We start from the raw sequence: 15,668 nt of genomic DNA, 5'->3' as shown, positions 1-15,668 counted from the left end.
CGACAGTACATTCACTGGAGGTCGTGTGGCGCAGCTCTTGGTACTGACGTCTGCGGGCGGCCCCGAGGTCCTGCCGTCTCTCGCCCTGCTAAGCCACCGTACCCGGCAGATCCCGGCCGAACCCGCGCAACTGGTGAACGCCCCCTCGAGCGACCTGATCTTCGTCGACGCCCGCGTCGACCTCGCCAGCGCCAAGTCGCTCTGCAAGATCCTGCGGACCACGGGCGTCACGGTGCCGCTCGTCCTGGTGCTCACCGAGGGCGGGCTGACCGCCGTCAACAGCGAGTGGGGCGTCGACGACGTCATCCTCGAGACGGCCGGCCCCGCCGAGATCGACGCCCGCATCCGACTGGTCACCGGTCGTCTCGCGCAGTCGCAGAACGGCTCGAAGATCCACGCCTCCGGTGTCGTCATCGACGAGGCCAGCTACTCGGCGAAGGTGCACGGTCGCCCCCTCGACCTCACCTTCAAAGAGTTCGAGCTGCTGCGCTTCTTCGCCACGCATCCCTCCCGCGTCTTCACCCGTGAACAGCTGCTCAGCGAGGTCTGGGGCTACGACTACTTCGGCGGCACGCGCACGGTCGACGTGCACGTGCGACGGCTCCGGGCCAAGCTCGGCGACCTCGAGTCGTTGATCGGCACGGTGCGCAACGTGGGCTACCGGTTCAACGTCTACGACGACGACGCCCAAGCGGTCGTCTCGTGAGCACGGTGTCGCGGTGACCGACGCCGCCGACGCGACCAGCGCCTCCTTCGTGCCCACGCTCGCCCGAGCGGCCACCACGGCCGACGGCAGCCCGCCGTTCTCCGACCAGACCCTGGTCGACGTCCGGTCGGGCGTCGCGACCGTCGTCGGCGACGCGCACGCCGCGGCCGTGCTGCGCGAGGGCGAGACCGAGCTCGTCGTGCATCCCGACGACCGCCGACAGGGTCGCGGTGCGGAGTTGCTGCAACGACTCGTCGACGAGACCGAGGGCCCGCTGCTGTTCTGGGCACACGGTGACCACCCCGGCTCCCGCGTGCTCGCCGCGCGCTTCGGCCTCGCCGAGACCCGTCGCCTGCTGCAACAGCGTGCCGACGTCCCCGCCGACCCCCGTGCGCCCCGCCTCCGCGACGCCGACCGGGTCGCCTCGTTCCGGCCTGGAGTCGACGACGAGGCCTGGCTCGACCTCAACGCCCGCGCGTTCGCCGACCACCCCGAGCAGGGCTCGCTCGTCCAGGCGGACCTCGACGCCCGGCAGGCCGAATCGTGGTTCGACGCCGACGACTTCCTCCTGCTCTGGCGCGGCGACGACCTGCTGGCCTTCTGCTGGCTGAAGCTCGACGAGGGTCAGCCCGGGGAGTTCTACGCGGTCGGCGTCTCGCCCGACCACCAGGGCGAACGACTCGGAGGCGCGGTGGTCGACACCGGGTTCGCGCGCCTCGCCGAGCGCGGTGCCGGCACCGCGGCGCTGTACGTCGAAGGGGACAACACCGCCGCCCTCCGGCTCTACGCGGCCCGCGGGTTCACGGACCACGCCGTCGACGTGCAGTACACCCTCACCCGCTGAACCCCGCCCGGGCACGGCCCGTCCTCGGGGGGTGCGGGCCCCTCCGGTCCACCGATATGCTGCGGATCGGATGACAGCGATCGAGGGGGCATCATGACCGATCAGACCAGACCGGACGGCGACGACCAGGGGCACGACGAGCCGCAGCACGACGGGGCACCGGCCGGGGGCCACGAGCAGCCCGCCGCGTTCCCGTACCAGGGACTGCCGTACGGGCAGCAGCCCGAGGGGAACCCGCACCAGGCGACCGGCTACGGGGACCAGCTCTACGGCTCCTCGCCGCAGCAGGGCGACCAGGGACAGCCGCAGGGGGCGTACCAGCAGCCGTACGACGCCTCGGGCCAGCCGACCTCGCAGTTCGCGTACGCGCAGGCTCCGACTCCCCCGGCACCGAGGACGCCCGAAGAGGCCGCACGACGTCGACGACTGCTGATCGGCCTGATCGGTGGCGTAGCCCTGCTGCTCGTGCTGGTCGTGGCGGGTGCCGTGACGTTCGCCACGATGAGCGCCTCCCACCGGCCCGAGGCGACCGTCCGCGACTACCTCGGCGCGGTCCAGGCCGGTGAGGTCGAACGCGCCCTCGCGCTCGACGGCACCGAGGTCGCCGACGGCGACGTGCTGCTGACCGACGACGCCTACGCCGCGGCCGGCGACCGGGTCGACGGGTTCCAGGTGGGTGCCGTCTCGACCGACGGAGACGACGCGCAGGTCGAGACCGTCGTGCACCGCGGCGACGGGTCGACCCACGCCCAGGAGTTCACTCTCGTGCGCGACGGGCGCGATCTCCTCTTCTTCGACCGATGGGCGCTCCAGCCGGTCGACCTCGGCACGGTCTCGGTGCAGGTCGCCGGACCGGCATCGGCGGAGATCGCCGTCGACGGCACTCCCGTGACCCGGGGGTCCGACGGATCGGTGAGCCTCAAGGCCTTCCCCGGCAGCTACGAGGTCGCCCTCGCCGCCGAGAACGAGTCGTACTCGGCGACCGCCGCCACCGCCGTGGTCGAAGGCGCCGACGCCATCGCCCAACCGACCCTGCTCACGACCGCGCTCACGCCCGCCGGCACCGAGGCGGCGACCGCGGCCGTCGACGCCTGGGTGGCGGGCTGCATCGCCTCGACCGACCTGCGTCCGGAGGGCTGCAGCTTCGGCCTGTACGACACGGAGTCCGGTCGGTACACGCTGTCCGGCCAGAAGTGGACACTCGAGTCCGCGCCGCAGTTCACCGTCGGTGACTGGCAGGACGGCGGGTGGACGGTGAGCACCACGACTCCGGGCTCGGCCTCCTTCACCGCCCAGGGCGTCGATGCTGCGGGCAACAGCGGCGTCTACGGCTCGCTCGCCCCCGTGCCGGTGCGGGTGGGCGGCCTCATCAGCGACGTGACCGCCGACGGCGCCACGTTCACCTCGAGCGTCGCCACGCCGCTCACCTGACCCAAGGGGTACAGCCGGGGTACAGAAGCGGGGCGGCGACGCGTACTCCTGGGGTCCGAGCCGACCTGCCACCGCACTCCCAGCACCGGGGAGTGGATTGAGGCACCGCGCAAGGCACGCATCCCATCGTCAGGAGAACAACATGAACCCCGTCAAGTTCCTTTCCGATCTCGGCCTCCAGAGCAAGCACGCCTACTGGGGCGGGTTCGCCTCGATCGTGATCGCCCTCGTGGCCTGGATCGCCTCGCAGGGCAAGGACTCGTCCGACAAGGCCCAGTCCGACCGTTGGGGCATCTTCATCGGCCACTGGGCGCCGACCTTCTTCGCCCTGGGCCTCGCCCTGAAGAACGAAGAGAAGTAACCGCAGGTCCTCCACTGCGACGACGCCCCCGCCCACCCGGCGGGGGCGTCGTCGTCCCCTCGACCGCTCCTCCCCCGCGGCCGGGTGTCCACACGTCATCTCGCGTTTACCCGGGACGACGCTGCGAGGCGGTCGGGGGTGGCACGATGGTGCGATGGACAGCAGCGAACCCCGCGTCGACGGCGCCGGCGTCACCCCCGACTTCCTCGACGACTTCGACGAGATCGTCAGCTTCGAGGACGGCACCCTGCCCGCCGAGCGCTACCTCGACCGCGAGCTGAGCTGGCTCGCGTTCAACCAGCGCGTGCTCGAGCTCGCAGAAGACCCGACCACGCCGCTGCTCGAACGGGCCAACTTCCTGGCGATCTTCGCGAGCAACCTCGACGAGTTCTTCATGGTGCGGGTCGCCGGCCTCAAGCGCCGCATCGCGACGGGCCTCGCCGTGCCGACCAACGTGGGGCGCGGGCCGAACGAGGTGTTGGCCGACATCAACCGGAAGGCCCACGAGCTGCAAGAACGCCACGCCCGGGCGTTCCTCGACCTCGTCAAGCCCGACCTCGACGACGCGGGCATCCACATCGAGAACTGGTCCGACCTCGAAGAGGCCGACCGGGTCCGCATGCGCGAGATCTTCGCCGAGCAGATCTTCCCCGTCCTCATGCCCCTGGCGGTCGACCCGGCCCACCCCTTCCCCTACATCTCGGGGCTGTCCCTGAACCTGTCCATCCGCGTCCGCAACCCCAAGACGATGCGACAGGAGTTCGCGCGCCTCAAGGTTGCCGCAGATGCTGCCGCGCTTCGTGCAGCTGCCCGACAACGACAGCGGGCGCGTGCGGTTCATCCCCCTCGAGGACTTGATCGCCAACCACCTGCAAGACCTCTTCCCCGGCATGGAGGTCGTCGAGCACCACGTGTTCCGCGTCACCCGCAACGAGGACGTCGAGGTCGACGAGGACGAGTCGGAGAACCTCATCCAGGCCCTCGAGCGCGAGTTGCTGCGCCGCCGGTTCGGTCCGCCGATCCGGCTCGAGATCACCGACGACATGGACCCGGTCACCCTCGAGCTGCTCGTGCGCGAACTCGACGTGACCGATCAAGAGGTCTACAAGCTGCCGGCCCCGCTCGACCTGGCCGGCCTGTTCGAGATCACCAAGATGCCGCGGGCCGACCTCAAGTACCCCAAGCACCTGCCGACCACGGCCGTGCAGCTGCAGCAGACCGAGCCGAACATGAAGCCCGACATGTTCGCGAGCATCGCCCGGCAGGACATCCTCGTGCACCACCCGTACGAGTCGTTCGCGACCAGCGTGCAGGCGTTCCTCGAACAGGCCGCGGCCGACCCCAACGTGCTGGCCATCAAGCAGACGCTCTACCGCACCAGCGGTGACAGCCCGATCATCGAGGCGCTCATCGACGCCGCCGAGGCCGGCAAGCAGGTCCTCGCGCTCGTCGAGGTCAAGGCGCGGTTCGACGAACAGAACAACATCACCTGGGCCCGCAAGCTCGAGAAGGCCGGCGTGCACGTCGTCTACGGCCTCGTCGGGCTCAAGACCCATTGCAAGCTCGCCCTGGTCATCCGCCAGGAGAAGGGCACGCTCAAGCACTACACGCACATCGGAACGGGCAACTACAACCCGAAGACCAGCCGCATCTACGAAGACATGGGGCTCTTCACCGCCGACGACCAGGTCGGGAAAGACCTGACGCGCCTGTTCAACGAACTCTCGGGCTACGCGATCGAGAAGAAGTTCAAGCGGCTGCTCGTGGCCCCCCGCTACCCTCCGCCGAGGTCTGCTCAAGCAGATCCAGAACGAGATCGAGAACGCCCAGGCCGGCCGACCCGCCGGCATCCGCATCAAGATCAACTCCATCGTCGACGAGCAGATCATCGACGCCCTCTACAAGGCGAGCCAGGCGGGGGTGCCCGTCGACGTCTGGGTGCGCGGCATCTGCACCATCAAGCCGGGCGAGCCGGGCCTGAGCGAGAACATCCGTGTGCGGTCGATCCTCGGGCGGTACCTGGAGCACAGCCGTCTGTTCTGGTTCCTCAACGACGGCGACCCGCAGGTCTTCATCGGGAGCGCCGACATGATGCACCGCAACCTCGACCGTCGCGTCGAGGCCCTGGTGCGCCTGACGCAGGCCGACCACCTCGCCGAGGTCGCCGACCTGTTCGAGCAGGCGATGTCGGACGAGACCGCCTCGTGGTGGCTCGAGGCCGACGGCACCTGGACCCGCCACGCGCGTGACGCCGACGGCCGCTCGCTGACCGATCTGCAGAACGCCCAGATGAAGGCCATCACGCAGCGGAAGCGCTCCAAGCGATGACCATCACCTCGACGACGGTCGTCGCCGCGGGTGCCGTCTGCTGGCGGCTGGTCGACGGCAAGGTCCGGGTGCTGCTGATCCACCGCGACCACCACGGCGACGTCTCGCTGCCGAAGGGCAAGGTCGACCCGGGCGAGGCGACGCCGCAGACGGCCGTGCGCGAGATCCACGAAGAGACGGGCTACCGGGTGACGCTGGGCGCCCCGCTCGGCACGGCCGAGTACCTGCTGCCCGGCGGTCGCGACAAGGTGGTGCACTACTGGTCCGCCGAGGTGACCGACGAGTCCTTCGCCGCGGCCGGGACGTTCACGCCCAACCACGAGGTCGCGGCCATCGAGTGGGTCGGCATCGAGAAGGCGAAGGCCATGCTGACCTACGCCCGCGACGCCGACGTCCTGCAGCGCTTCGCCGACCGGGTGGCGACGGGCACGGCCCGCACCTTCCCGATCGTGGCCCTCCGCCACGCCAAGACGACCTCGCCGTCGGACTGGCACGGCTCGGACGCCACGCGCCCCCTGCTGCCCCAGGGCCGCCGCCAGGCGAGGTCGGTCGCCCCCGTCATCGCGGCCTGGGCCCCCACCCGCATCGTCAGCAGCACGGCGGCGCGCTGCCTGGCCACCCTCGAGCCCCTCTCCGAGCTGACCCGGGTCGGCGTCAAGCAGACCGACGCGATCAGCCAGGACGCCTTCGAGCAGGGCACGGACGACGTCGCCGGCGTCGTCAAGAAGCGCCTCAAGAAGAAGGCCGCGGCCGTCATCTGCAGCCACGGCCCGGTGCTGCCCGAGGTCATCCGACAGATCTCGTTGGGTACCAAGGGGGGCGACCGCATCGATCTGCGCCGTGCCTCTTCGCTCGGCACGGCCGAGTTCACGGTGCTACACGTCTCGGTCGACGACACGGCGCTCGTCGCGATCGAGACGCACGGCCCGGCCGCCTGACCCGCGCCTCCTCGGCTCGCCGCGACGCCGAGACGGTCGACCCCCGCCCGCACCGGGCCGGGGTCGACCGCCGTCCGGACGCGCCTGTCCGGGCCGATGTTCCCCCCTCGTTCACCTTCCGTTCACCGGGGCAGGCGACCGTGGTTAACCCGTCGCCGTAGCGTCTCGCACGGGTCGGCACCTGGCCCACAGCACCCAGCCATCACATCCCGAAAAGGACCCCCCTGTGAACTTCAAGCGCACCGGCAGCATCGTCGCGATCGCCGCGGTCGGAACCATGCTCCTCGCGTCCTGCGCCAGCAACGAAGGCGGCGCTTCGCCCTCGGGCGACGCATCGGCCAGCGACCTCTCCGGCTCCATCTCGGGCATCGGCGCCTCGTCGCAGCAGGCTGCGCAGGAGGCCTGGGTCGCGGGCTTCCAGACCGCCAACCCCGACGTCACGATCAACTACGACCCGCAGGGTTCGGGTGGCGGCCGTGAGAGCTTCATCTCGGGCGCCGCGGACTTCGCCGGCTCCGACCGTGCGTTCAAGACCGACGAGATCTCGTCGAGCACCTTCGCCGGCTGCACGCCCGACACCGGCATCGTCGAACTGCCCGCCTACGTCTCGCCCATCGCGGTCGTCTTCAACCTCGACGGCGTGAAGGAGCTCAACCTCACGCCCGCCACCCTCGCCGGCATCTTCAGCGGCAAGATCACCACCTGGGACGCCTCCGAGATCAAGGCCGACAACCCCGACGCCGACCTGCCCAGCACGGGCATCACGGCCGTCCACCGCTCGGACGACTCGGGCACCACCGAGAACTTCACCGACTACCTGCACGCCACGGCCGGCGACACCTGGACCGAAGAGGCCGACGGCACCTGGCCGACCGCGTTCGGCGGCGAGGGCGCCTCGGGCACCACCGGCGTGATCGACGCCGTCACCAACGGCACCGGCACCATCGGCTACGCCGACGCCTCGCGCGCCGGTGACCTCGGCGTCGCCAAGGTCAAGGTCGGCGACGACTTCGTCGGCTACTCGGCCGAGGCCGCAGCCGCCATCGTCGACGAGTCGCCCGAAGAAGAGGGTCGCACCGACGGCGACATCGCCATCAAGCTCGACCGCACCTCGAGCGCCGCAGGCGTCTACCCGATCGTCCTGGTCAGCTACCTGATCGCCTGCGAGTCCTACGAGGACGCCGCCAAGGGCGAGCTCGTGAAGGCGTACCTCTCGTACGTCACCAGCGAGGACGGCCAGAAGGTCGCGGCCGACGCCGCCGGTTCGGCCCCGATCTCGAGCACCCTCTCGGGTCAGGTCGCCGACGCCATCGCGCTCATCAAGTAACACGGCACCACCCCGGGGGCCCGGGAACGCACCGCGTGCGTTCCCGGGCCGTCGGCCTGACAGGCACCACCAGCACAAGCACCAGCACCAGCACCCGTGTTCGTCCCCGAACCCCACCCGAGCCTCCGGAGGACCCCGTCCGATGACCGCCCCCGCCACGACCTCGGCCCCCGCCGTCGTCCCGAAGCCCAAGCGACGTCCTGCCGACCGGATCTTCTCGGGCAGCACGGTCGTCGCCGGTGGTCTCATCCTCGCGATCCTCGCGGCCGTCGCGCTCTTCCTCATCGTGCAGAGCATCCCGGCCCTCACGGCCGCTCCCGAGGACGTCTCGCTCTCGGGTTACCCGGGTTCGTTCTGGGAGTACGTCGGACCGCTGGCGTTCGGCACGGTCTACGCCGCCGCGCTCGCCCTGCTGATGGCCCTCCCCGTCGCCATCGGCATCGCCCTCTTCATCTCGCACTACGCCCCCCGCAAGCTCGCCCAGGGGCTCGGCTACGTGATCGACCTCCTGGCCGCCGTGCCGTCGGTCGTCTTCGGCCTGTGGGGCAGCATCGTGCTCGCCCCCGCGATCCAGCCCTTCTACGACTGGCTGGTCAGCACGTTCGGCTGGTTCCCGCTCTTCGCCGGCCCGGTCTCGGGCACCGGTCGCACCCTCTTGACCGCCTCGATCGTGCTCGCCGTGATGATCCTGCCGATCATCACCGCCCTGAGTCGTGAGGTCTTCCTCCAGACGCCGGTACTGCACGAAGAGGCCGCCCTCGCCCTCGGCGCCACCCGCTGGGAGATGATCCAGATCGCCGTGCTGCCGTTCGGTCGCCCCGGAGTCATCTCGTCCGCGATGCTCGGCCTCGGTCGTGCCCTGGGCGAGACCATGGCGGTGGCGCTCGTGCTCTCGCCGGCCCTCGTCGTCAACCCCGCGATCCTGACGTCGACGAACTCCTCGACCATCGCGGCGAACATCGCCCTCCGGTTCCCCGAGGCGCACGACATCGGCATCAACACCCTCATCGCGACCGGCCTCGTGCTGTTCGTCATCACCCTGATCGTCAACTCGATCGCACGCTACGTCATCAACCGCCGCAAGGCCTTCTCGGGAGCGAACTGATGGCCACCACCACCGCCGGCGTGCGCCGGTCCACCCGCACGGTCAACGCCCTCACGACGGGGCGCCTGCCCAAGGCCGCGCCCCTCGTCATCCTGCTCGGCAGCTGGGTCGTCATGGGCGTCGTCTTCGCCCTCCTGAACGCGGCGGGCGTCACCGATTCCTTCAACTGGGTCGGGGCGATCATCCTCGGCACCGTGCTCTACGCCGTGCTCGTCTTCGTCGTCGCGATGCAGATCGAGGGCATCCGCCGTGCGAAGGACCGCGTCGTCACGACCGCCGTCAGTGCGGCGTTCATCATCGCGCTGGTTCCGCTGGTCTCCTTGCTCTTCACCGTCGTCACGTCGGGCTCCAACCGGTTCGACGCCGACTTCTTCGCGATGTCGATGCGCAACGTCGTCGGAGCCGGCGGCGGTGGTCTGCACGCCATCACCGGCACCCTGCTGATCACGGCGCTGGCCGCCGTCATCTCGGTGCCGATCGGCCTGCTGACCGCCATCTACCTCGTCGAGTACGGTCAGGGCCGCCTGGCCCGCGCCATCACGTTCTTCGTCGACGTCATGACGGGCATCCCCTCGATCGTCGCCGGCCTGTTCGCCTACGCCCTGTTCGTGATCTTCTTCGGCGAAGGGGTCCGCATGGGCGCGGCCGGCTCCGTGGCCCTCGCCGTCCTGATGATCCCCGTGGTGGTGCGCAGCACGGAAGAGATGCTGAAGCTCGTGCCGAACGAGTTGCGAGAAGCGGCCTACGCCCTCGGCGTCCCGAAGTGGCTGACCATCGTCAAGGTGGTCATCCCCACCTCGGTCGCGGGCATCACGACCGGCGTCATGCTGGCCATCGCGCGCATCATCGGCGAGACCGCTCCGCTCTTGATCACGGCCGGCTTCACCGCGAGCATGAACTACAACCTCTTCGACGGTCGCATGCAGTCGCTGCCGGTGTTCGCCTACAGCTCGTACGTCAGCCAGGGCACCGACGCGGCGGCCTTCATCGACCGGGCCTGGACCTCCGCCCTCACCCTGATCCTGATGGTCATGGCGCTGAACCTGCTGGCCCGCCTGATCGCCCGCGTGTTCGCCCCCAAGCTCGGCCGCTGACCCGGCCGCCCCGACCCACACCCCGTCCCGGCTCCCGCCCGGCTCCCACCCCGAAGGAATCACCGTGTCCAAGCGCATCGAGGTCAACGACCTCAACGTCTACTACAGCAAGTTCAAGGCTGTCGAAGACGTCAACATCACCATCGAGCCCCGCACGGTCACCGCGTTCATCGGCCCGTCCGGCTGCGGCAAGTCGACCTTCCTGCGCACGCTGAACCGCATGCACGAGGTCATCCCCGGTGCCTACGTCGAGGGCGAGGTGCTGATCGACGGCAACGACCTCTACAGCCCCGGCGTCGACCCCGTCCTGGTCCGTCGACAGGTCGGCATGGTGTTCCAGCGCCCCAACCCGTTCCCGACGATGAGCATCCGCGACAACGTGCTCGCGGGCGTCAAGCTCAACAACCGCCGCATGTCGAAGAGCGACCAGGACGGCCTCGTCGAGTCGTCGCTGCAGGGCGCGAACCTCTGGAACGAGGTCAAGGACCGCCTCGACAAGCCCGGCTCGGGCCTCTCGGGTGGTCAGCAGCAGCGCCTCTGCATCGCGCGGGCCATCGCGGTCTCCCCCGACGTCGTGCTGATGGACGAGCCCTGCTCGGCCCTCGACCCGATCTCGACGCTCGCCATCGAGGACCTCATCGAGGAGCTCAAGCAGCAGTACACGATCGTCATCGTGACCCACAACATGCAGCAGGCCAGCCGCGTCAGCGACAAGACCGCGTTCTTCAACATCGCCGGCACCGGCAAGCCAGGCAAGCTCATCGAGTACGACGACACCGCGAAGATGTTCTCGAACCCGAGCGTGCAGGCCACGGAAGACTACGTGTCGGGACGCTTCGGCTGATCGGCGCCGCGCCTCCTCGGGGTGAGGCGCACCCGCACGCGGCGCGTCCGTGAGGGGCACACGAGAAGAGGCGGTCCACCATTTGGTGGACCGCCTCTTCTGGCGTGGCGACGGGTCAGGCGCTGGGGATGGCGACGACCGGGTCGCTGGTCGGCGAGGACGAGCCACCCGCCGGCTCGACCGTGATGCCGATGGTGTCGCCCGCGTTCATCTCACCCTTGAGCAGGTGCGTGGCCGGGGCGCTCGACGAGGCGTCGAAGGTACCCGCGGGGACGGCGCCGTCATCGTTGATGTACCAGAGCTCGTAGGTCTGGTCGCCGGGCAGCGAGGTCATCCCGTCGACGACGACGGCCGAGCGACCGAGCTCGTCCGACCAGATGAGCGTCGCCTTGCCGCCGGTGCTGACGTCGGCCACCGAGCGTTGGAAGTCGCTCGCGGCGTAGATCTCGTCGATGCCCGAGGCCTGCTGTTCCTGCTGCTGGCCGGACTGACCGAGGCCCTCGACGAGGGCTCCACCGCCGAAGAAGAGCGCGGCGGCCGCGGCGGCCGCCCCGAGGACGGCGACGGGGCGCGTGAACCAACGACGGTGCGCGGCTCCGGTCGGCGTGAGGACGCGAGCACCCTCGGATTCGCTCGGCTCCATCTCGGGGGCGGGGGTGCGCTCGACGCGACGTGCGTGGTCGTCGTCACCCGCGCCTCCTGCGGTCGTCGCGATGTCGTGGTCTGCCGTGGGGCTCGTCGGTGCCGCCGTCGCCGTGAGCGGCGCGAGCTGCGGCGTCGACGCGATGAGGTCGAGCACGCTTGCGCGGAGCCCGGCCGACGGGGTGACGGGCCGGGCCGCGTGAGCGAGCAACAATGCGGTCTCTCTCAATTCGGCCACCTCCGTCCTGGTGTCGTCGTGCTGGTCTGATGTGTCGTCGAGGAGTGCCTCGAACGCGTGTCGTTCGTCGTCGCTCAGTGCGTTGAGCACGTAGGCGCCGGACAGGTTGTCGGTGTCGGTTCTCGTGGTGCCCGCGTCGTCCGCGTGGCGGCCGTGCGTGGGCTCGTCGTGGTCGGTCACGAAGCCACCCCCATCTCGTCGCGCAGACGGATCATGCCGTCGCGCAGTCTGGTCTTGACCGTGCCGATCGGCACGTCCAACAGTTTCGCGACCTCGCTGTGGCTGAGGCCGCCGTAGTAGGCGAGCTTCACCGCCTGCCGTTGCAGTTCGGTGAGGCGTCCGAGGGCCCGCTCGACCCGCTCGTGCTCGATGCGGATCTCGACGGACTCGGTGACCGAGTCGAAGTCGGTCTCGAGGTCGCGCACGCCGATCTTGAGGTCGCGATCGCGGCCGGCCTGGGAGGCGCGGATGCGGTCGACGGCTCGTCGGTGCGCCATCGTGAGCATCCAGCTGGCGGCGCTGCCCCGGGTGGAGTCGAAGCGCGTGGCGTTCTGCCAGATCTCGAGGAAGACCTCTTGGGCCACCTCTTCGGACTGGGCGTGGTCTTTCAGGAGGCGCTTGATCAGACCCAGCACGCGGGGCGCCGTCTGGTCGTACAGCTCGGCGAAAGCGGCCTGATCACCCTGCGCGACCCGCGGCAACAACATGTCGGGGGTCGACGGAGCAGGCCCGCTCTCGGGTGTCTCTGTCTCTCGGGTCACGAGTTCGAGCATGTCAGGGTTCACCTCCGGTCGCACTGTTCGTCGGGTCGTGGGTCACGATCCGGGGCGGATCGTGATGTGGTGCGGTGTTCGTGGTGCGGTGTGTTCGTGGTGCGGACGGGACTCCCTGCGATGCGTCCGTCTGGGATGGCGTTCAGGCCCGGTGCATCGCAGGGAGACCAGCCCGCCGACGCCCGAAACTAAGGGAGGACGGGTGTCGGCGGGGGATCGTGGATCCCTCACGTCAATGATTCGGCACGGGGGGCCCGCCGGATTGGGTGAACATCCCGGCGCGCTCGTGGTGCCCGGCCGGACCCCGGGTGTCGAACCTGACAGGGGCGGACCGACAGCCGTCCAGGGGCCGACGGGTTCGCCCCGACGCGTCGCTCACCGTCACCCAGCGATCGCCAGACGCCGTCGCCTGCTCCCGACGTACCCGAACCGACGAGCCGAGGAGGCGCGGTGCCGGCGGAAAGGAGGCCGACGGTCGGTCGTCACGTCGGCTCTCGACCGAGGACCCACCTCGGGAGGAAGAGGCGCCGGACCGCAGAAACGCCTCTCGGCGCGAGGCCGCTCGAAGCGGCTAAATTTGGAGCCCGGGGTTACTGCGGCCCGACAGGGAAGACTTTACCCGCCTCGGGCCGAGCGGTCCGCCGAGTTCGCGTCGTGCGAACGCGAGGCGGGTCCGCGCGTGTCGAGCGGGGGGCGGTCGCCGGTCGGCGGTCGGCGCTCGGCCGTGCCGCCCTCCTCAGCGCGGCGCAGGCCCGCCCGCGCGGCGCTGGCCCCGGCGCTCAGTCGAGGCTGTCGTCGCGCCACAGGTGGGCGCAGGCGACGAGGTCGACCCCGAGCTCGCTGAAGCGCAGAGCGCGACGGGTGAGTTCGCCCGCGCGGTCGGACCCGACGGCGTCCTGGTCGTCGGCGACCGAGGTGGCGCCGGCGGCGGCGAGGCGGCAGAACGCGGCACCCCGCTCGAGGGCGATGGCGAAGTCCCCGACGAAGACCCCGCGGAGGATCAGGTCGGCGAGTTCGAGGATCTCTTCCGGGCTGGCCGGAGCGGGCGCACCCGCGACGACCGGGTCGATCGTGGTGGCGACCTCGACCCCGCGCTCGAAGAGCTGGGTGACCTCGACCGGGTTCTGCCGGATGACGGCCCGCACGAGGTAGATGCGCCAGAGGGCGCCGGGAAGGCTGTGGGGACTGGCCCGGGCCCAGAGTTCGGCGACCGCGTCGATGCCGTGCTGGTCGGTGAAGGTGACGAGCCGGTCGAGGATCTCGGGGCTCGGGTCGTGCTTGACGCGCGCGACGAGGGCCGAGGCCGACTCGTGGGCGACGCGGTTCATCGTCGCGGGGTCGTCTCCGCCCTGGAAGGCTTCGAACTCGGACCCCGAGAACTGGGTGGGGCGGTGGAATGGTCTCGGCACCGGACCCACGATAGGCGCGACCACCGACACCGAGCCGGGCGTTCGCCCACGGCATCACCGCCTGCACCGGGCGCACCCGTCGACACCGAGGAGGCGCGGGTGGGCCTGGCGGCCAGGAGGCGCGGCATCCCGTAAAGTGGACGCGCACGGGCCTCTAGCTCAGTTGGTAGAGCATCGGACTTTTAATCCGCGGGTCGTGGGTTCGAGCCCCACGGGGCCCACCTGTACGCGTCGCCGTCGCCACATCGCTCCGACGTCGTCGCCCGTCACGGACGGCCGCCTTCCGACCAGGAAGGTGGGGCCGACGTCGCACCCGAATGCGGCGGCCCCACCACGAGAGACCGAACCCGAATCCTGTCCCCCGATTTCAGGTGGGTCCCACCCACCTGGCATGCGCAGAACCTACGCCTTGTCCGCCTCCGCGTCTCGACGAGTCTGTTGAGGGCGAGAGAAAGCGCCCCTCCGGTTCGGGCCGGGAGGGGCGCTCGGCCTCCTCGCGACACGTGTCGGGCAAGCCGACGCGGTCGTTACGGGGTACGCCAGGGTTACGGGACCCTGGGGAGACAGCACTCGACGTTACGCGCCCGGCATCGTGCCGGTCTCAGGTTCGCGTTTTCTGGACATTGACCCTCGAGCGAGTCGCGACGAACCGCCACGTCATCGTCATGAGCCGGACGCCCGGTACCGCACGCCCCACGTGCCCGTCCACGTCTCGCCCGGCTCGAGCCAGCGCAGGCCCTCGCCCGAGGCCAGCGCGTTGGCCGGTGCCGTCATCGGTTCGGCGGCGACGGCCAGCCCCTCGACCCCGTCCCGGGGGAAGTTGCGGGGCGTGAACACCTGCACGTACTCGAACGACGGGTCTTGCCAGAGCTCGGTCGCCGAGCCGTCGGGGGCCGTGAAGGTCGTCGTGCGGATGCCGTCGGCGTCGGGCTCGACGTCGCGGTAACCCGTGTCGAGGTCGAGGTCGCCCAGGCGAGGGCCCTGCGACAGGTCGAACTCGGTGCCGGCCACCGGCACCGTCCCGACCGGGATGCTCGCCTCGTCGGTCTCGTAGCGCGTCGAGGCCGCCAGCGTGACGGTCAGCGTCGCCGGATCGTGGTCGCCCACACGGAAGAACGGGTGCGACCCGACGGCGAACGGGGCCCGGTCCGGGCCGACGTTCGTGATCGTGTGCGTCACCACCATGCCGTCCGGGACGAGCTCGTGCCGCACGCTCGTGTCGAGCTCGAACGGATAGCCGTGCTGGGGGAACACCGTCGCTCCGAGCGTCACGGCGTGGGGCTCGCGGCCGACCACCTGGTAGGCCGTGTACCGCAGCAGCCCGTGGCTGGCGTTGCCCTTGGACGGCTCGGTCAGGTCGAGCTGCTGCTCGCGGCCGTCGAGCGTCCATCGGCCGCGCGCGACCCGGTTCGGCCAGGGCACGAGGGTGATGCCGCAGGCGGACGGCGGCACCTCGTCGGCACCGAACGTCTCGGTCAGGGCGATGCCGTCGACGGCCAGCGCGCGGATGCCCGCCGCCACCTGCGTGACCACACCCGTGACGCGGTGCCCGTCGTGCTCCAGGGCGAGGTCGTACTGTTCTCCGGTCGGGCTGCTCGTCGTCATCGTTCCAGTCTCGCTCTCGGGTG

At 70.2% G+C, this 15,668-nt stretch carries 13 protein-coding genes, 1 tRNA gene and 1 pseudogene; 11 read left to right on the top strand and 4 right to left on the bottom strand.

What is annotated here, in order from left to right:
• The first annotated feature begins 25 nt into the window (after positions 1-25).
• The 10 genes and pseudogenes from OVA02_RS04545 (at position 26) to pstB (ending at position 10,978) form a co-directional block, all read left to right on the top strand.
• Entirely contained in the window at positions 26-706 is a 681-nt protein-coding gene (locus tag OVA02_RS04545; protein WP_056043227.1) for a winged helix-turn-helix domain-containing protein, read from the top strand.
• A gap of 13 nt (positions 707-719) precedes the next feature.
• Positions 720-1,550, top strand: a complete 831-nt coding sequence (mshD, locus tag OVA02_RS04540) for a mycothiol synthase (protein ID WP_056043229.1) — start codon at positions 720-722, stop codon at positions 1,548-1,550.
• A 93-nt stretch (positions 1,551-1,643) separates the two neighbouring features.
• Entirely contained in the window at positions 1,644-2,981 is a 1,338-nt protein-coding gene (locus OVA02_RS04535) for a hypothetical protein (RefSeq protein ID WP_056043232.1), read from the top strand.
• A gap of 142 nt (positions 2,982-3,123) precedes the next feature.
• On the top strand, positions 3,124-3,342 hold the full coding sequence (locus OVA02_RS04530) for a hypothetical protein (protein ID WP_054146872.1): 219 nt from the start codon (positions 3,124-3,126) through the stop codon (positions 3,340-3,342).
• A gap of 154 nt (positions 3,343-3,496) precedes the next feature.
• Positions 3,497-5,670, top strand: a pseudogene (locus OVA02_RS04525) (RNA degradosome polyphosphate kinase).
• Positions 5,667-6,608, top strand: coding sequence for an NUDIX hydrolase (locus tag OVA02_RS04520; RefSeq protein WP_056043236.1), 942 nt, complete (start codon positions 5,667-5,669; stop codon positions 6,606-6,608). Before OVA02_RS04525 ends, OVA02_RS04520 begins: the two are co-directional and overlap by 4 nt.
• Positions 6,609-6,834: 226 nt before the next feature.
• Entirely contained in the window at positions 6,835-7,935 is a 1,101-nt protein-coding gene (locus OVA02_RS04515; RefSeq protein ID WP_369700715.1) for a phosphate ABC transporter substrate-binding protein PstS, read from the top strand.
• 142 nt (positions 7,936-8,077) lie between these two features.
• Entirely contained in the window at positions 8,078-9,040 is a 963-nt protein-coding gene (gene pstC, locus OVA02_RS04510; RefSeq protein ID WP_056043239.1) for a phosphate ABC transporter permease subunit PstC, read from the top strand.
• Positions 9,040-10,134: a phosphate ABC transporter permease PstA gene (gene pstA / locus OVA02_RS04505; RefSeq protein ID WP_056043244.1), complete on the top strand. Its 1,095-nt coding sequence runs from the start codon at positions 9,040-9,042 to the stop codon at positions 10,132-10,134. Before pstC ends, pstA begins: the two co-directional genes overlap by 1 nt.
• A gap of 64 nt (positions 10,135-10,198) precedes the next feature.
• Complete coding sequence (pstB, locus tag OVA02_RS04500) at positions 10,199-10,978, top strand: phosphate ABC transporter ATP-binding protein PstB (RefSeq protein WP_043597259.1); 780 nt, start codon at positions 10,199-10,201, stop codon at positions 10,976-10,978.
• 115 nt (positions 10,979-11,093) lie between these two features.
• On the opposite strand, the gene OVA02_RS04495 is transcribed toward pstB, so the two are convergent.
• From OVA02_RS04495 to OVA02_RS04485, 3 genes are all read right to left on the bottom strand, one after another.
• Positions 11,094-12,038 carry an anti-sigma factor gene (locus OVA02_RS04495; RefSeq protein WP_056043248.1) on the bottom strand — a complete coding sequence of 315 codons (945 nt, stop codon included), beginning with the start codon at positions 12,036-12,038 and terminating at the stop codon, positions 11,094-11,096.
• Entirely contained in the window at positions 12,035-12,631 is a 597-nt protein-coding gene (locus OVA02_RS04490; RefSeq protein WP_056043251.1) for a sigma-70 family RNA polymerase sigma factor, read from the bottom strand. Before OVA02_RS04490 ends, OVA02_RS04495 begins: the two co-directional genes overlap by 4 nt.
• A gap of 779 nt (positions 12,632-13,410) precedes the next feature.
• A complete protein-coding gene (locus tag OVA02_RS04485; protein ID WP_055977451.1) occupies positions 13,411-14,040 on the bottom strand; it encodes a hypothetical protein in 630 nt (209 codons plus the stop codon).
• Positions 14,041-14,188: 148 nt separating this feature from the next.
• On the opposite strand from OVA02_RS04485, the gene OVA02_RS04480 reads away from it, so the two are divergent.
• Positions 14,189-14,261 (top strand) — tRNA-Lys (locus tag OVA02_RS04480).
• 442 nt (positions 14,262-14,703) lie between these two features.
• Here OVA02_RS04480 and OVA02_RS04475 read toward each other — a convergent pair.
• Entirely contained in the window at positions 14,704-15,645 is a 942-nt protein-coding gene (locus tag OVA02_RS04475; RefSeq protein ID WP_056043257.1) for an aldose 1-epimerase family protein, read from the bottom strand.
• Between the last annotated feature and the right edge of the window lie 23 nt (positions 15,646-15,668).

It is taken from the genome of Frigoribacterium sp. SL97 (assembly GCF_026625765.1).
Lineage (GTDB): Bacteria > Actinomycetota > Actinomycetes > Actinomycetales > Microbacteriaceae > Frigoribacterium.
Note: the sequence above shows the minus strand (reverse complement) of the source record. Positions and strands in the feature narration are given on the sequence as shown.